This window comes from Pseudovibrio axinellae (assembly GCF_900110875.1).
In the GTDB taxonomy this organism is placed as follows: Bacteria; Pseudomonadota; Alphaproteobacteria; order Rhizobiales; family Stappiaceae; genus Pseudovibrio; species Pseudovibrio axinellae.
The window spans coordinates 62,479-77,684 of sequence record NZ_FOFM01000012.1 but is presented as its reverse complement, the minus strand read 5'-3'; the positions used below and the strand labels follow the sequence as shown (position 1 = coordinate 77,684).

Here is a 15,206-nt window from a genome sequence, read left to right as displayed (position 1 = left end):
TTAGTGCGCAACGGCAGCAGCGGCCGCTTCATCGATCAACCGACCAGTTTCAAACCGTGACAGTGTGAAGGGGGCATTGATTGGGTGTGGTTCATCTTTGGCAATGGTGTGCGCAAACACATGGGCAGAACCGGGCGTTGCTTTAAAACCGCCCGTGCCCCAACCGCAATTGAGGTACAACCCACCAACAGGCGTTTTGCCAAGGATAGGGGAGCGGTCTGGCGTTACGTCTACAACCCCGCCCCATTTGCGTAACATCCGCATACGCCGAAAGCTCGGAAATACCTCACAAATTGCTGCCAGAGTATGCTCTATCAGCGGCAGCCCGCCGCGCTGTGAATAGGAAACGTATTGATCCGTACCTGAACCAATGACCAGCTCCCCCTTGTCAGACTGGCTGATATAGGCGTGGACTGTGTTGGACATAACAACCCCTGGACAGACCGGTTTAACAGGTTCCGAAACCAGTGCTTGAAGCGGATAGCTTTCCAGTGGCAGGCGAACGCCAGCTGTGTCCATAATCACCGAGGTGCCACCAGCCGCAGAAACAGCGACTTTCTTGGCCTTTACAAAACCACGCGCGGTTTCAACCCCGTTCACAGCCCCGTCTGCCCCTCGGCTAATCCTTACGACAGGACAGTTTTGTACAATATCAACACCGCGTGCAGCAGCCGCTCGTGCATAGCCCCACGCCACGGCATCATGACGAGCCGTGCCCGCGCGTTGCTGGAACGCTGCGCCCATCACAGGGTAACGCGCTGTGCTTGAAATATTGAGTGGCGGGCATTTGGCTTTGGCTTGTTCAGGACTAAGCCAGACATTATCAACGCCGTTTAAACGGTTGGAGTGAATATGACGCTTGAAGCTTTGTACGTCATGCACATTGTGCGCCAGCATCATCACACCGCGCTGTGAGAACATGACGTTGTAATTGAGTTCCTGACTTAACCCGTCCCATAGGTCGACCGCGTGGTCGTACAGGCGCGCACTTTCGTCATAAAGGTAATTGGAGCGAATAATGGTAGTGTTACGCCCTGTATTGCCCCCGCCAAGCCAGCCCTTGTCAATGACGGCGGTATTCGTTACGCCGTGCTCTTTTGCAAGGTAATAAGCCGCGCCAAGGCCATGGCCTCCAGCACCAATAATGACGACATCATATTCGCTTTTAAGCTCGGAGTTTGGCCATTGGGGCTCCACATTTTTATGACCCGATATGGCCCCACGCAAGAGCGAAAGTGCTGAAAATCTGGACAACGCCACCTCCTTGTAAGTTAAGGTAGTTTGCCGAAGTGATGAACTCGCGTATGGTACAAATGCGTAGCTATTAGAGTATATTTGCGTTAGTCGTCGGGGGAGAGGCCGTGAACAATATGAGGGTGCAAACAAGGCCAGCATTGCGTGTTGGGTTTATACTGGCCAACCGCTTCACCTTGTCTGCCTTTGCCAGCTTTGTAGATGTATTGCGCCTTGCAGCCGACGAGGGCGACAGCAGCCGCCCTATTTTATGCCGCTGGAACGTCATTGCGCCAGACATGAAACCCATCCGCGCCAGTTGCGGGATACTCATTCACCCTGACGAAAAGCTGATTGACCCCTCACAGTTTGATTACCTGGTCGTGGTTGGTGGACTTATTGAGCATATCGAACGCCTCGACCCGCGTTACGTCGTCTATTTAAAGACAGCAGTCTCCAAACGAGTTCCATTAATCGGATTGTGCACCGGGAGTTTTATCTTGCACCGTGCAGGACTTATGAATGGATATAAGTGCTGCGTTAGCTGGTTCCACCGTGCTGATTTTCTTGAACAGTTTGATGGCCTGGAACCTGTCTCCGATCGCATCTTCATTGTAGACCGCGATCGCATTTCCTGCTCGGGGGGGACCAGCACTGTACACCTGGCCGCGCATCTGGTGGGGCAACATGTAGGAGTAAAACCCGCGCGCAAAAGCCTGCACATCTTGATGGTGGATGAGGCCTTTGACGACAACAAAGCCCAGCCTTTCTTGCCAGTTTCCTTCAAAACAAAGGACAACCTTGTCCAGCGCGCGCTGTTGATCATGCAACAGGAAGTGGAAAGCCTGCGCACGATTGAACAACTGTGCCGACAACTGGGCATCGGCCGCCGTTCATTGGAGAAAAAGTTCCGCACCAGCCTTGGCAAAACGCCCGGCGAGGCCCTCACGCAGATCAGATTGGAGGAGGCTAAGCGGATATTGTCTGAAACAGATGCAACGATCACACAAACCGCCCTTCGCTGTGGTTTTTTTGATGCCTCTCACTTCAACAAGGCTTTTCAAAAACACACCGGCCGCACCGCCCGCGTGTATCGCGATGAAAACCAAAGCAGCATGAGCAAAACACTGGACTGAGGCAACTTGGTGGGCCCTTCACACCAAGCGATCAGGCAAGGGCCAACTTTTACGGGACGTTAAAGGCCCTCGCATGCGTCGCTTCAGTGCTTAACTACGTGGTTTTAGGTTCTGCGGATCGTATAAGGGGGTATAGCCAACTCCGGCAACCACGACAGGGTATATCTCGTCAAAATACGAGATATTGAGGGTTTGCCCTTCCTGACAAAACTCCCATGGGAGGTAGGCCAGAGCGATGTTCTGGCCAATGCTTGGACCAAAGGCAACTGAGGTGGTGTAAGAGCGCCGGCCAAGCTCATCGACCAGAGTTTCTCCGGTTTTCGGGTCCATCACAGGCATAGTGCCCACCGGGTAGCGCGCGACGCCCTGCTTATCTAGGTTATCTGCCATCACCAAAGTGCACAGCATCGCAGGCTGGTTTTCGCGTTCGTGGTACTTAATATGCTTGGCCTTGCCGCGAAAATCTGCCGCTTTGACTTTGGGACGTGCCAGATCAGCCTCAAGCAGGTTGTACTGAGTGTGCAGGTCAGCATTTTGCAAGCGCAGAGATTTTTCCAATCGCCGTGAATTTGCGTAGGTCTCAACGCCCACCGCAGTAATGCCCTGCGAACGCAAGGCATCCCACACTGCCAATCCATCCTCATAGGCCATGTGCAGCTCCCAGCCTTGCTCACCAACGTAAGAGATGCGGAAGGCAGAAACTGTTTTACCGGAAATCTTGATTGGCCGGATTGCTGCAAACGGGAAGTTTTCTTGGGTAAGAGCGTCGGGTTCCTCAACTATTTTTTGAAGGTTCTCACGCGCGTTTGGTCCCCAAATGCCGATGGTGGTGAACGCCTCTGACACATCTGTGATTGAGACATCAAGGCCCTTATCCTGTGCTACACGCTGCATATAGGAACAGTCACGCGGTCCAGCATCTGCACCATTCACAAGGCGGCATCTGTCGTCCATGCGAAATACCGTGAAGTCAGCGCGCACGTTGCCTTCATCATCAAGCATGTGGGTATAAATCCCTTTGCCGATGTTTTTCTCACCCCCAATTTTTGCCGCACAGAGCCACTCCATCAGCTCCACATGATCAGGGCCTTCAATATCCGTGATATGGAAGTGAGACAGGTTGATAATCCCGCAATCCTCACTCATTTCCAAGTGCTCTGCGTTAGAGACCCGCCAGAAATGCCGGTTGTCCCATTCGTTTTCGCGCACAGGAACACGATTGCCGTGTTTTTCCAGCAAGTGCTCGTTGGAGGCATATCCGTGCGCACGCTCCCAGCCGCCAAGCTCCATGAAATAACCGCCTAGGTCGACCTCGCGTTCATAAAACGGCGAGCGGCGGATGCCACGCGCATTGGCAAATGGCTCGCGTGGATGAACCGGCGGGTTGTAAATCTTCTTCGCGGTCTCCCAGCAGCGATCATGGATGTAGTCCTCACTCAGCTGAAAGTCGTTAAAGCGGGAATAGTCTATAGGGTTGTGGTCCACATGGGTCCGTCCATACGTCATCCAGTCCGCAATCAGTTTACCCATTCCCGGACCATCCTTGATCCAGATACCGACCCCATACCAAAGCCCGCGCAATTTGCGACTTTCTCCGATGGACGGCCCGCCATCAATGGAGGTTTGCAGCAGGCCGTTAAAAGAGTGACTTTCATTATAGCCAAGCTCTGAAAGGATAGGCGTCAGCTCCATTGCGCGTTCCAATGGTTCCATAACGTCTTCAAGTTCAAGATCGCGCTGGGAGGGAGAAAGTCGGGCCTGCTCCTTCTCCAGTATATCGCGCGGATGAACGAGGCGAGGGTTCTCCTCGTAATAGTAGCCCCACTCGATCTGGCCACCTTCGGTGCTCTTGGGATCTCCCGTATCACGCATATAAGCTGAGTTGCCCTGATCACGAAGTAGCGGCATCCCGATCTCTTTTCCGGTGCGCTCATAAGCTGTGTAGGGGCCAAAGAATGTGAGGGGATGGTCAACCGGCATTACCGGAAGGTCTTCGCCTGCCATCTCTGCAATCAAACGCCCCCAAAGCCCGGCACACACCACGACGTAATCAGCACTGATTGTGCCGCGTGTGGTTTTCACCCCTGTTATACGCTCGTTGTGCATGACAAGTTCAAGCGCAGAGGTGTTTGCAAAGATCTGGAGTTTACCGGCTTCAACACCTTGGTCAATGAGCTTACCAGCCACCGTTTGCGAGCGCGGCGTGACGAGGCCTGCATCGGGGTCCCACAACGCACCTTGTATTTGATCCTCTTCCAGCAGTGGAAACTTTGCTTTTGCCTCAGCAGCACTTATGATTTTAACGTTGGTTCCAAACGCCTTGCCAGAATCTACACGCCGCTTAAGTTCAGCCATACGCTCGTCATCGCCCACACGCGCCACTTCCAGCCCGCCAACGCGCTCGTAATGTCCCATGCTCTCGTAAAAGTTCATGGAATACATCGTGGTCCAGCTGGTAAGCAGATCATGGCTTGTTGCAAAGCAGAAGTCAGAGGCATGGGCGGTAGAGCCAATATCAGTTGGGATGCCTGACTTGTCTATCGCGACAATATCGCTCCAACCATTTTCGATAAGATGGTGCACTACACACGCACCAACAATTCCACCAGCTCCGACAACAACGACTTTCGCCTTTTTAGGAAGTGCGGCCATGGTCTCATCCTTTACTTCAATCAAGCTGCTTGTGGTGTGTGCGGACACGCCAATGCCCCTCTGCCATCCTCAAAAGAGTAGCCACTGTTTGGCCAATTCAAAGCTTCCCAAACTAAGCTGCATCGGCAAAAGCCGACGTCAACACGCTCCTTCAAGGTCAATCAAACTCTGCTTTAAATGCACCGGACTTCACGGCCAAAAAGGAAGTGAACTTGCCATGCTTTGCTACTGGTAGCTGTTCTTTTAAAAATCCAGTTGTTTGTTTGGAGAGATTACTTTGGCGACTTCCTGAAGGTAAAAAAAGGACATTTGCGTCACACCGGGATTATCGCCACGACATAGCCTTCAGCTTCTCATGACCAGTTAAGCAATTATTCTTCACGTCTGAAGCTTGTTCTTATTCTCATGGTCAAACTCATGAATTTAAGTATACTTATTTTAGTTTTACTTGCGGACAGAGACCGGGATGATTCGCTGATACCCTTGCGGTGATGACTATGACAGGCATACGCACAGCGAACTTTTCACCCGCATTGCAAAGAGAAAACTAGTGCATGACGCAATTGACACACTCCCCAATGACCCGATTGCGTGGGACGAACCTTAGGCCAGAAAAGCCTCGGCTTTCGGTCGGCTTTATCCTTGCCAAACGCTTTACACTTTGTGCCTTTGCTAACTTTGTAGATGTCCTACGCCTTGCAGCTGATGAGGGCGATCGAAGTCGCCCGATCTTGTGCAACTGGACGGTGCTTTCAGACCGGATGGACCCAATCCCTTCCAGCAGCGGTATTTTTGTGCAGCCCAAAGAGCGCTTGGGAGACCCAACGCGCTTTAACTATATCGTGGTTGTCGGCGGGTTGATTGACGAGAGCACCTCTCTTGGCACTTCTTATCAAGCCTTTCTGCACGAAGCTGCCGCAGCCGGGGTACCGCTTATTGGGGTATGTACCGGCGCGTTTTTGCTTCACGATGCAGGTCTTTTGAATGGTTACCGCAGCTGCGTCAGCTGGTTTAGTCACTCAGACTTTAAAGAACAGTTCGACGGGCTTGATCCGGTTGCAGACCAGATCTTCGTCGTTGATCGGGATCGGTTGACGTGTGCTGGAGGCGTCAGTTCTGCCCACCTTGCAGCCTATCTGGTTGACAAACATGTTGGTCGCGCACATGCGAGCAAGAGCCTGCACATCATGATAATTGATGATGCCCATCAGGCGGAAAAACCACAACCGGGCATCCCGCTTGACCTGAAAACGAAGAACCCTGTTGTACGGCGTGCGCTCTTGTTGATGCAGCAGAACATCGATACACCAATTTCCATACAGGACATTGCTGGTCGTATGGGGAAGAGTAAACGCCAGATAGAGCGATATTTCCGCCTCTCACTGGGCACATCTCCGCAAGCTGCCTTCTTGAATATCCGCCTTGATATGGCGCGCCACCTTATCGAGAACAGCGAGAAATCTGTTGCGCAGGTCGCAGTGGATTGCGGATTTTGCGATTCCTCCCACTTAAGCCGGATGTTCCGCCGTCGCTATGGGTGTACACCGCAGGTTTTGAGAATCCCCCCAACCGCAGACGCTAGTGTTTGAGCCTCGTAAATAAAAAAAACCACCGGCACATCAGGTACCGGTGGTGAAGTAAAGCAATTATGAGCAGCGCAATCCTCAGCGTGGCTCGCTGGCCAGACCACGTATGATCGCGTAGCACATGAGTAGCAAAACGATCGTGAACGGCAGGCCCGTCGAGATCACCATAGATTGCAGTGACTTAAGGCCCCCAGCCGAAAGCAATAAGACAACTGCGATCAACCCTTCAAAAACGCACCAGAAGACCCGCTGAGGAACCGGTGCATCCAACTTACCGCCCGCAGCAATCGTATCAATCACCAGGGATCCTGAATCGGATGAGGTGACAAAGAACACAATGACAAGAACAATCCCGATAAAGGAAGTGATGCTTGCGAGTGGAAGAGCGTCAAGCATGGTGAAGAGCTGGACCGGAAGAGCAGCGCTTTGAACCGCTGTGTAACCGTCTTGTACAACCTGGTTGATCGCTGTACCGCCGAAGATAGTCATCCATAGGACACAAACAAACGATGGGATCAACAGCACGCTAATGAGGAATTCTCGCACCGTACGCCCACGGCTTACACGAGCGATGAACATGCCGACAAAAGGCGACCAGGATATCCACCAGGCCCAGTAGAAGGAGGTCCACCCCTGCATAAAGTTAACATCCTCACGCGCTACCGGACTGGAAAGGGCAGGGAGGTATTGCAGGTAGGCGAGCAAGTAGTCAACAACGTCGGCTGCCAGGAACAATGTAGGCCCTGCAACAAAGACGAAGAGGAACAGAATGAATGCGACGCCCATATTGATCTCGGAGAGCACCTTCACACCGGCCTCTAGCCCACGAACAACTGAGAACAGCGCAATCGATGTAATTCCAACAATCAAGATAACTTGCCAGGTGCTGTCAATGGGCATGCCGAACAGCTTGTTAAAGCCAGAGTTTGCCTGAGCAGCACCGAGCCCCAGCGATGTCGCGAGCCCGAAAAGTGTCGCAAACACTGCCAGAATGTCAATAATGTGCCCTGGCCAACCCCATACACGATCACCAAAAATTGGATGAAACGCAGAGCGAATGGTGAGTGGGAGACCCCGGTTATAGCTAAAAAACGCTAGGCTGAGGGCAACAACTGCATAAATCGCCCAAGGGTGTAGCGCCCAGTGGAAGATTGACGCCGCCATACCCAAGCGGATTGCTTCTTCCTGGGTGAGGGCTGCAGCCAATGGCGCCCAGTCTGTGCGCACACCATCAACCCCAACAGCAGTTCCCCCCATGGCGGATGTGAAATGGCTGAGAGGTTCGGAAACCCCATAAAACATCAATCCAATGCCCATGCCGGCGGCAAAAAGCATGGAGAACCAGCTTGCATAGCTAAAGTCCGGCGTCGCTGTTTTTCCGCCGAGCCGGATTTTTCCATAGGGACTGACGACAATAACAAGGCAGAGGATTACGAAAATATCAGCAGCGCCAATGAAAAACCAATCAAAACTTTTCGTGACTGTCGAAAACAGCAAACTGAAAATTGAATTCGCCTGCTCAGGCATGAGCAGGGTATAAGCAACAAATGCAATTGCGCTCAGAGCTGAAATAACAAAGACGGGATTGTGAATATCAAAACCGATTGGACCAAGCTTGCCCTCAATATTGTCTTGTCCAACACTGTAGTCCGAGCTGGTTGGGTTATCAGGCGGCGTATTTAATAGTGTCCCCGCCGACGTACGGCTAGGGTCGGGTGAGTTAGGCATAAAACTTTCTCCTGTTATGGACCTGCGAAATTCTTCCGTCAGGAGAGACCCTTGGTGGACCTTTCTTATTTTTTTAAAACGCCAAAAGCATCAGTAGATAAAACTCTTAGTGCAGCGCTTCTGGCTGGCATATCACACTATCATAGTTCGACCACCACGTCTGACAATGGTGTTGCACAACAAATCAAGATCTTGCCCTGATCAATCTCACGTTGGCGAATGCCCCCACCGTGTTGCATATCAACCTCGCCAGAATGAAGGATGGATTTACACGTACCACAGATTCCCCTTTGGCAAGAGGACATTGGCAAGAGCCCCGCTTCACGAGCGGCCGACAAAAGGGTAATGCCCGGGCCGCATTCCACCACGTGACCCGTCTTACTGAAGCTGACAAAGAAGGTTTGATCGCTGATCTCTGGAGCAGCTGTTGGGTCGTCTACCGTTCCTGCTGTCTCAGCACCAAAATCGAAGCTCTCTTCATAATACCGCTCCATGGCAAAGTCGGTACTTTGCAACATGTTGCGCACACCATCCATAAAGCTGGCAGGCCCGCAGCAAAAAATTTTGCGCTCCATAAAGTCCGGGGTCATGAGCGAGAGCATCTGCATATTCAACCGGCCAGTGTAGCCTGTCCAACTGTGTTGAGCCGACGCGGTATCGCAGGTAAATCCAAGTTTCAGGCCTGGATTTTGAGCTGCAAGAAGCGCAAGCTCCTCGCGGAAAATTATATCTGAAGGGCTTCGAGCCGCATGAATGAAATGCAAATCAGATGGTTCAGACAGATCGCAAGCCGTACGGGTCATAGACATCATTGGAGTGATGCCACTCCCGGCAGAAATAAACAGAACTTTATGATCGGCTGTCGCATCAGTCGTAAACTCCCCCGCAGGGCCAGAGACATTGATCTCTTTGCCCGGCACCATATAGTCGTGAAGCCAGTTGGAGCCGGGGCCTCCGGGGACACGCTTTACCGTGATTTCTATTCTGTATGGGCGCGCGGCAGAGGCCGATATTGTGTAGCTTCGAAAAATCATACCCTCAACAGGCAGCTCAAATGTCATGTGCTGCCCCGGGTAAAACCGAAAATCACGCGGTTCACGTCCCGAAAAGAGGAAGGTCTTTACATCGTGTGTTTCCTGGCGAACCTGACGACAAACAAGAACGTCGTCAGTCTCAGGATCCCACATTGGAATGCGGGTCGCTTCTGTGAATTTTTCACTTGCGAATGGCCGAGCGTCTCCCTCGGTTTTCGGGTATGTATCTTGCGTCATTCGGCTGCAATCATGGGTTGGCTGGCTTGCAGGTGCGCCTCTAAGCGCTCCAAATACCAGCTGCAGAATGCTTCTACATGGGGTTCAGTATATTGAGAGTAAGGGCCGGGCTCATAGGCGCTCTGCTCGACGCCCAGCTGGGCAAGACGCACGAGTTCGGCATCCTGATGGTTGGTCATCTTCCACACTTGCTTGAGATTATCGAGGTTATAGTCCTGGCCCTCAATTGCGTCTTTGTGAACCAGCCAAGTGGTGCGCAGCAATGTCTTGTTAGGGGCAAGCGGTAACACCGAGAACGTTACAATGTGATCGCTCATGAAATGGTGCCAGGAATTTGGATGCGTCCAAAAACTCAAACCACCAAGCTTGGGGTCGGCCAACTCGCCTAGTAGTTTTTTGGAGGCAACTTTCGTATCCAGAGTATGCGACTCGCCTTCACCCATGAGCGGGAGGCGCATGGTTCGAAACCCTGTCACGTTGGAAAGGCGCTCTTCTTCAATGGAAGGCAGACCATTGGCTTCCCAGCGTGCATGATCTCTCTCAACCGCTGCCATATAGTTATTTACATCCTCAGAGCGACGTTCATCGACATCATCAACGGAAAATCCAAACCCAAACTCGGAAAGAGGTATTGTCAATTGCGGGTGCGTGCCCTCGCAGTGGTAACATTCGCGGTTGTTTTCTAGCGTGAATTTCCAGTTGCCTTCCTCTATCAGATCATAGGTATGAGCAACCTTACAGTTGGCAACGTCATGCGGCGCCAGATAAGGCTCGATGACGCGCGCCATTTCCTCAAAGTCTTCTGGAGCATTTTCAGCAAGGCAGATGAAGATCAGACCAGCCAGGGAGCGCACGTGAACCGTTTTCAGGCCGTGGCAGCTCTTGTCAAAGTCAGCTCCCATATGCTCCGCAAGGATCAGATCACCATCTTCGTTATACGTCCAGCCATGGTAGCGGCAGACAATGTTTCCGATGGTGGTGGCAGCTTCATCGACAAGTTTTGCGCCGCGATGGCGACAAACATTGTGGAATGCACGGATACCCATGTCATCGCCGCGCAAGATCAAAACAGATGCTGCACCGATTTGCACGGTGATGCAGTCGCCCGGTTCAGGCAGCTCTGGTTCAACAGCAACGAAAACCCAGTGTTGCGCGAAAATCGCCTCTATATCGAGGTCATGAATTTCAGGGGCTTTGTAAAAAGGCGCTTCAAGGCTCATGCCTTTTACACGACTGCGCACAAGTTCTTGAATGTCAGAGGAAAAGCGCATGTTCAGATACCTTGGCTTTGGGTGGAGACTATTTGGTTAGTCTGCGTCGGTTCCTGGGAAAAAGCCCGTGAATGGGCCGTTGCTTGTTAAACAGAAAAAGAACAAAAGACACTTCGCTGGCCGAACACCTTGGGCACGCAACCATGTCGTGGGCTAAGGCAAATACCCCAGTATTCGGCAACGGGGGAAAGGCCGAAATGCGGAAAGTTGTTCTGGCGTATAGCGCTGACTGTTAGCTGCATCCAAGCCCCCTTCTCTTAAGCGGCATGTAACCCTTTCTTAGGTCATCCTAAATGGAGAAAGGCGACATAAGAAAATCAGAGTGAACTGAAAATCTAGTGCGAATTGAACCAGGGTTGGCAGTAAGCTTGAGGCAGATATACAGTAAAAATGCGACGTGGCCGCCGAAGGTATGCTCCCTCCGATACCCGGCAGCGCTCTGAAGCACCAGTTTTTAAGTTTTTGGCATCGCGAAGGTGGAAGGCTGCATGCAGCTACAGCCTCTTTAAAGCAGAGTTTACCGGCTTCGGTCAAGCTCGTCAGGACTCGCTCAACTAACTGGATTTACTAAACATTTTCGTTCTATCGAATAAGGTCTCCAAGGTATTCATCCGGTCCTTGGTGACTTCCCAAGTTGTGGTGGTCATTGCTTCAATCATCGCCTCAAGGATGAACATAATCACCACCGTGCTGTCCCAGGCGGAAGGTGCTTCAATACGGGCGTTAAATACATACTCCGCATTCACAGCTGCAGGGGAGGCCCATTGGTCAGTAAAGACGATCACCAGCACACCACGTTCTCTTGCAAGGTCCACAAAACGCAGGATGTCATGCTCATAACGGCGGATATCGAAAACCACCACTACATCACCTGGCTTCATATTCAGCAAATAGTGCGGCCAAGTGTTTGCATTTGAGGCAATGGCAATCACGTCATCACGGATCACCTGCAAATGCGTAAAGAAATAGTCTGACAGAGCACGTGTGATACGCCCGCCAACAATGTGGACAGCCCGCTCGCGATCCGTCAACAAACGTACCGTTTCATCAAAACTTTTCGTATCGAGCTGTTGTAAGGTTTGTTTCAGGTTGTCGATGACCGCATCTGCAAATCTGTTTAGAATATGAGCATCAGGTGCATTTCTCGTCCAGCGTTCCTGCTTGGAAATAGGGTTGGAAATCGTTTCTTCAACTTCCGATCGCAGCGCCGCCTGCAGCTCGGAAAACCCCGCAAATCCAATCTTTTGTGCCATCCGAACCACTGTCGGACCAGACACGTCTGCCGCCTTTGCAAGTTCTGAAATACTGCCCAGGCCGCTCATGGGATAGTTGGATAGGAGTGTGACCGTCAGTTGGCGCTCCGCACGAGTTAACCCATTAAAGTGTAAGCGTAATTTCTCCGCTACTGTCTGCTCATTTGGGTCTCGCACGCGTCTTACCTACCTATATATGTATATTTGCCTAGATTTTAGGCTTTATGTAATGAACGATACAGACTACCATCCGCAGGAACATTTATTTCAGAATCTGTTTTACGAAAAAAACGACTGAAAGTTCAAGGAAAAACAAGATGTATCGGAGGGGTGGTCTTGTCTCAGGTCTCAAATGACCCGATAGATTCTGCCGTGGGGAATACGGTTGAAACAATCAATACAGCCGGTTCAGCACCGATTGTATTGGTATGTGAACACGCCTCAAAAGCAATTCCAGCATATTTGAACGGACTTGGCCTTGATAAGGCTGCAGCAGAAAGTCATGCGGCTTGGGACCCAGGTGCCCTGGCAGTTGCGCAAATGCTGTCTGCACGCCTTGACGCACCGCTGGTCGCCCAGAGAATTTCGCGCCTTGTTTACGATTGCAATCGACCACCGGAAGCCGATAGCGCCATGCCGGTTAAGAGCGAAATCTACGAGGTGCCGGGCAATGTTTCTCTGAGCGACGAGCAGCGTGCGGATCGGATTAACCGATATTATCTTCCGTTTCAGGCCTGTGTAAGGGACACGATCGATGCCAAGCAGGTAAGTGGTCAACTGCCGGTCATGATCACTATTCACTCGTTCACGCCGGTTTACAACGGGAAGACACGAGACGTCGAACTCGGCATTTTGCACGACAGCGACACGCGTTTTGCAGAGGCACTACTTGAGGTACTGTCGCGCTCCTCTCAATACGACATCCAAAGAAACCAACCATACGGTCCGGAAGACGGGGTTACGCATACCCTTGTGTCTCTGGCACAGTCCCGCGGCCTGCTCAACGTTATGATCGAAGTGCGGAACGACCTGATCGCGGACAGATCGGGACAGGAGACCGTTGCAAAGGTGATAGGCGACGCAGTTTTGCAAGTGCTGCCACAGTTTGAAAACGAAACGACGGCCCATGAGCCGAGGGCTTTTACGAAAACAAGGGCAGCAGACTGACATGCCAAAGCCACTCGTTATATTTGTGAAATACGTGGACTGGATCAACAAGTATGTTGGTCGCTTTGCCATGTATCTCATCTTCGTCATGCTGGGAGTGCTGCTTTACTCCTCATTTGCAAAAACCTTTTTGGCGCCGCCCCTTTGGACGCTGGAAACCGCTCAGTTCACCATGGCAGCTTATTACCTGCTTGGCGGCGCATATTCCATGCAAACCCAGTCCCATGTGCGGATGGATCTGTTTTACGGCTCCTGGTCGCCGCGGCGCAAAGCCACCATGGATGTGATGACCATCCTGCTTCTGATTTTCTATCTTGTCTTCCTCCTGTACGGCGGCCTTTCCTCGTTGGAATACGCCGTCAAATACGGGGAGGAAAGTTACTCGGCCTGGGCTCCACCAATGGCCCCTATCAAAGCCGTTATGTGTTTCGGAATATTCTTGATGCTGCTCCAAGCTATTGCGACGTTCATTAAAGATCTGGCAGCCGCCCTTGGGAGGCCTGTGCCATGAGCTATGAACTCATCGCTGTATTAATGTTCTCCAGCATGATGTTGATGCTTCTAACCGGGCAACGCGTTTTTGCTGCAATCGGATCTGTCGCTGTTATCGCCGCCCTGCTTCTTTGGGGCGATGGCGGGTCAGAAATCGCCTTTTCCGCCAGCATGAAGTTGATGAAATGGTATCCGCTCCTCACGCTGCCACTCTTCATCTTTATGGGGTATATGCTCTCTGAGTCAGGCATTGCCGAAGATCTTTATAAGATGTTCCATGTCTGGACCGGAAACCTGCATGGCGGATTGGCGATCGGCACAGTCGGCCTCATGGTGATGATTTCTGCCATGAATGGTCTGTCTGTGGCCGGTATGGCCATCGGGGCAACCATTGCATTGCCAGAACTGTTGCGTCGTGGTTATGACAAGGTCATGGTGACCGGCGTTATTCAGGCAGGCTCGTCTCTCGGCATCCTTGTTCCGCCAAGCGTTGTTCTTGTGCTGTATGGTATGATAGCGCGTCAGCCAGTGGGCAAACTCTGGCTCGCTGGCGCCCTTCCGGGCCTGCTGCTTGCTGGGCTGTTCATCTTGTACATCGTGATCCGTTGTAAGATTCAGCCTGAGCTTGGGCCAACGTTATCGGAAGAAGAGCGGGCGGAAATCACATGGTCAGAAAAGCTTCGTTTGTTGCGCGCAGGCATTATCCCGGTTGCAATCTTCTTTTGTATGACCGGTCTGTTCCTGATGGGCATTACAAGCTTGGTGGAAAGCTCCGCTGTTGGTGCAACAGCTGCCACACTCGCAGCAGCGTTGAAAGGCCGGTTATCCTTCCGCCTTATTCACATCACCACTGAAAAGACATTGCAGATCAGCTGTATGTTCATGTGGATCATTCTTGCAGCTTTGTGTTTTGGCGCAGTGTTTGACGGTCTGGGCGCTGTGCGTGCAATTGAGCGTTTCTTTGTAGGTGAACTGGGGCTTGGTCCCTGGGAGATTCTGCTCCTGATGCAGCTCTCCTACATCATCATGGGCATGTTCCTGGATGACACCGCAATGTTAGTGATTGTGGCTCCGCTTTACGTACCGCTGGTAAAGATGCTTGGCTTTGATCTTGTTTGGTACGGCGTGCTTTACACCATAACCTGTCAAATCGCTTATATGACACCGCCATTCGGGTATAATCTATTCCTAATGCGCGCCATGGCCCCGCCGGAGATTTCTTTGAAGGACATCTACAAGTCCATCGTTCCGTTTGTCGCGATCATGGTCTTTGGGTTGGCACTCGTCACAGTCTTTCCGCAGATCGCTCTGTGGCTACCAAATCTGTATTACTCGCGCTGACGAGGTGGAGACCATGTCAGCGTAGAGTTTGAAGTAATTCGCAAATTCCGGATGGAGAGAGATAAAAATCACCTCC

11 protein-coding genes are annotated in these 15,206 nt (G+C 51.7%); 5 read left to right on the top strand and 6 right to left on the bottom strand.

Annotated elements, in window-relative coordinates; all coding sequences use genetic code 11:
• A complete protein-coding gene (locus tag BMZ51_RS19575; protein ID WP_068009227.1) occupies nt 1–1,254 on the bottom strand; it encodes a sarcosine oxidase subunit beta family protein in 1,254 nt (417 codons plus the stop codon).
• 116 nt (nt 1,255–1,370) lie between these two features.
• Between BMZ51_RS19575 and BMZ51_RS19570 the strand changes: the two genes are divergently transcribed.
• Entirely contained in the window at nt 1,371–2,369 is a 999-nt protein-coding gene (locus BMZ51_RS19570) for a GlxA family transcriptional regulator (RefSeq protein WP_068009225.1), read from the top strand.
• Between the two features lie 90 nt (nt 2,370–2,459).
• On the opposite strand, the gene BMZ51_RS19565 is transcribed toward BMZ51_RS19570, so the two are convergent.
• Nucleotides 2,460–5,021 carry a GcvT family protein gene (locus BMZ51_RS19565; RefSeq protein WP_068009319.1) on the bottom strand — a complete coding sequence of 854 codons (2,562 nt, stop codon included), beginning with the start codon at nt 5,019–5,021 and terminating at the stop codon, nt 2,460–2,462.
• Nucleotides 5,022–5,575: 554 nt separating this feature from the next.
• On the opposite strand from BMZ51_RS19565, the gene BMZ51_RS19560 reads away from it, so the two are divergent.
• Nucleotides 5,576–6,610: a GlxA family transcriptional regulator gene (locus BMZ51_RS19560; protein ID WP_068009224.1), complete on the top strand. Its 1,035-nt coding sequence runs from the start codon at nt 5,576–5,578 to the stop codon at nt 6,608–6,610.
• A 75-nt stretch (nt 6,611–6,685) separates the two neighbouring features.
• On the opposite strand, the gene BMZ51_RS19555 is transcribed toward BMZ51_RS19560, so the two are convergent.
• The 4 genes from BMZ51_RS19555 to BMZ51_RS19540 form a co-directional block, all read right to left on the bottom strand.
• On the bottom strand, nt 6,686–8,335 hold the full coding sequence (locus tag BMZ51_RS19555) for a BCCT family transporter (RefSeq protein ID WP_068009222.1): 1,650 nt from the start codon (nt 8,333–8,335) through the stop codon (nt 6,686–6,688).
• Between the two features lie 140 nt (nt 8,336–8,475).
• Nucleotides 8,476–9,606: an FAD-binding oxidoreductase gene (locus BMZ51_RS19550; RefSeq protein ID WP_068009220.1), complete on the bottom strand. Its 1,131-nt coding sequence runs from the start codon at nt 9,604–9,606 to the stop codon at nt 8,476–8,478.
• Nucleotides 9,603–10,877, bottom strand: coding sequence for an aromatic ring-hydroxylating oxygenase subunit alpha (locus BMZ51_RS19545; RefSeq protein ID WP_068009219.1), 1,275 nt, complete (start codon nt 10,875–10,877; stop codon nt 9,603–9,605). The genes BMZ51_RS19550 and BMZ51_RS19545 overlap by 4 nt, the downstream gene beginning before the upstream one ends.
• 554 nt (nt 10,878–11,431) lie before the next feature.
• Nucleotides 11,432–12,307, bottom strand: a complete 876-nt coding sequence (locus BMZ51_RS19540; protein WP_068009217.1) for a MurR/RpiR family transcriptional regulator — start codon at nt 12,305–12,307, stop codon at nt 11,432–11,434.
• Between the two features lie 159 nt (nt 12,308–12,466).
• Here BMZ51_RS19540 and BMZ51_RS19535 point away from each other — a divergent pair, with 159 nt between their 5' ends.
• Genes BMZ51_RS19535 through BMZ51_RS19525 form a run of 3 tightly spaced genes read left to right on the top strand, consistent with a single transcriptional unit; the run spans nt 12,467 to nt 15,130 of the window.
• The gene (locus BMZ51_RS19535) at nt 12,467–13,297 is read left to right on the top strand and encodes an N-formylglutamate amidohydrolase (protein WP_068009216.1); all 831 of its coding nucleotides are present in this window, start codon (nt 12,467–12,469) and stop codon (nt 13,295–13,297) included.
• 1 nt (nt 13,298) lies between these two features.
• Nucleotides 13,299–13,808 (top strand): TRAP transporter small permease subunit, encoded by a 510-nt coding sequence (locus tag BMZ51_RS19530; protein WP_068009214.1) that lies wholly within the window; start codon nt 13,299–13,301, stop codon nt 13,806–13,808.
• The gene (locus tag BMZ51_RS19525) at nt 13,805–15,130 is read left to right on the top strand and encodes a TRAP transporter large permease (RefSeq protein WP_068009213.1); all 1,326 of its coding nucleotides are present in this window, start codon (nt 13,805–13,807) and stop codon (nt 15,128–15,130) included. Before BMZ51_RS19530 ends, BMZ51_RS19525 begins: the two co-directional genes overlap by 4 nt.
• Nucleotides 15,131–15,206: the final 76 nt, after the last annotated feature.

Excerpts from the sequence above, each read along its gene's own strand:
- BMZ51_RS19570 (WP_068009225.1), top strand. The coding sequence starts at position 1,371 with ATGAGGGTGCAAACAAGGCCAGCATTGCGTGTTGGGTTTATACTGGCC.
- BMZ51_RS19565 (WP_068009319.1), bottom strand. The coding sequence starts at position 5,021 with ATGGCCGCACTTCCTAAAAAGGCGAAAGTCGTTGTTGTCGGAGCTGGT.
- BMZ51_RS19560 (WP_068009224.1), top strand. The coding sequence starts at position 5,576 with ATGACGCAATTGACACACTCCCCAATGACCCGATTGCGTGGGACGAAC.
- BMZ51_RS19555 (WP_068009222.1), bottom strand. The coding sequence starts at position 8,335 with ATGCCTAACTCACCCGACCCTAGCCGTACGTCGGCGGGGACACTATTA.
- BMZ51_RS19550 (WP_068009220.1), bottom strand. The coding sequence starts at position 9,606 with ATGACGCAAGATACATACCCGAAAACCGAGGGAGACGCTCGGCCATTC.
- BMZ51_RS19545 (WP_068009219.1), bottom strand. The coding sequence starts at position 10,877 with ATGCGCTTTTCCTCTGACATTCAAGAACTTGTGCGCAGTCGTGTAAAA.
- BMZ51_RS19530 (WP_068009214.1), top strand. The coding sequence starts at position 13,299 with ATGCCAAAGCCACTCGTTATATTTGTGAAATACGTGGACTGGATCAAC.
- BMZ51_RS19525 (WP_068009213.1), top strand. The coding sequence starts at position 13,805 with ATGAGCTATGAACTCATCGCTGTATTAATGTTCTCCAGCATGATGTTG.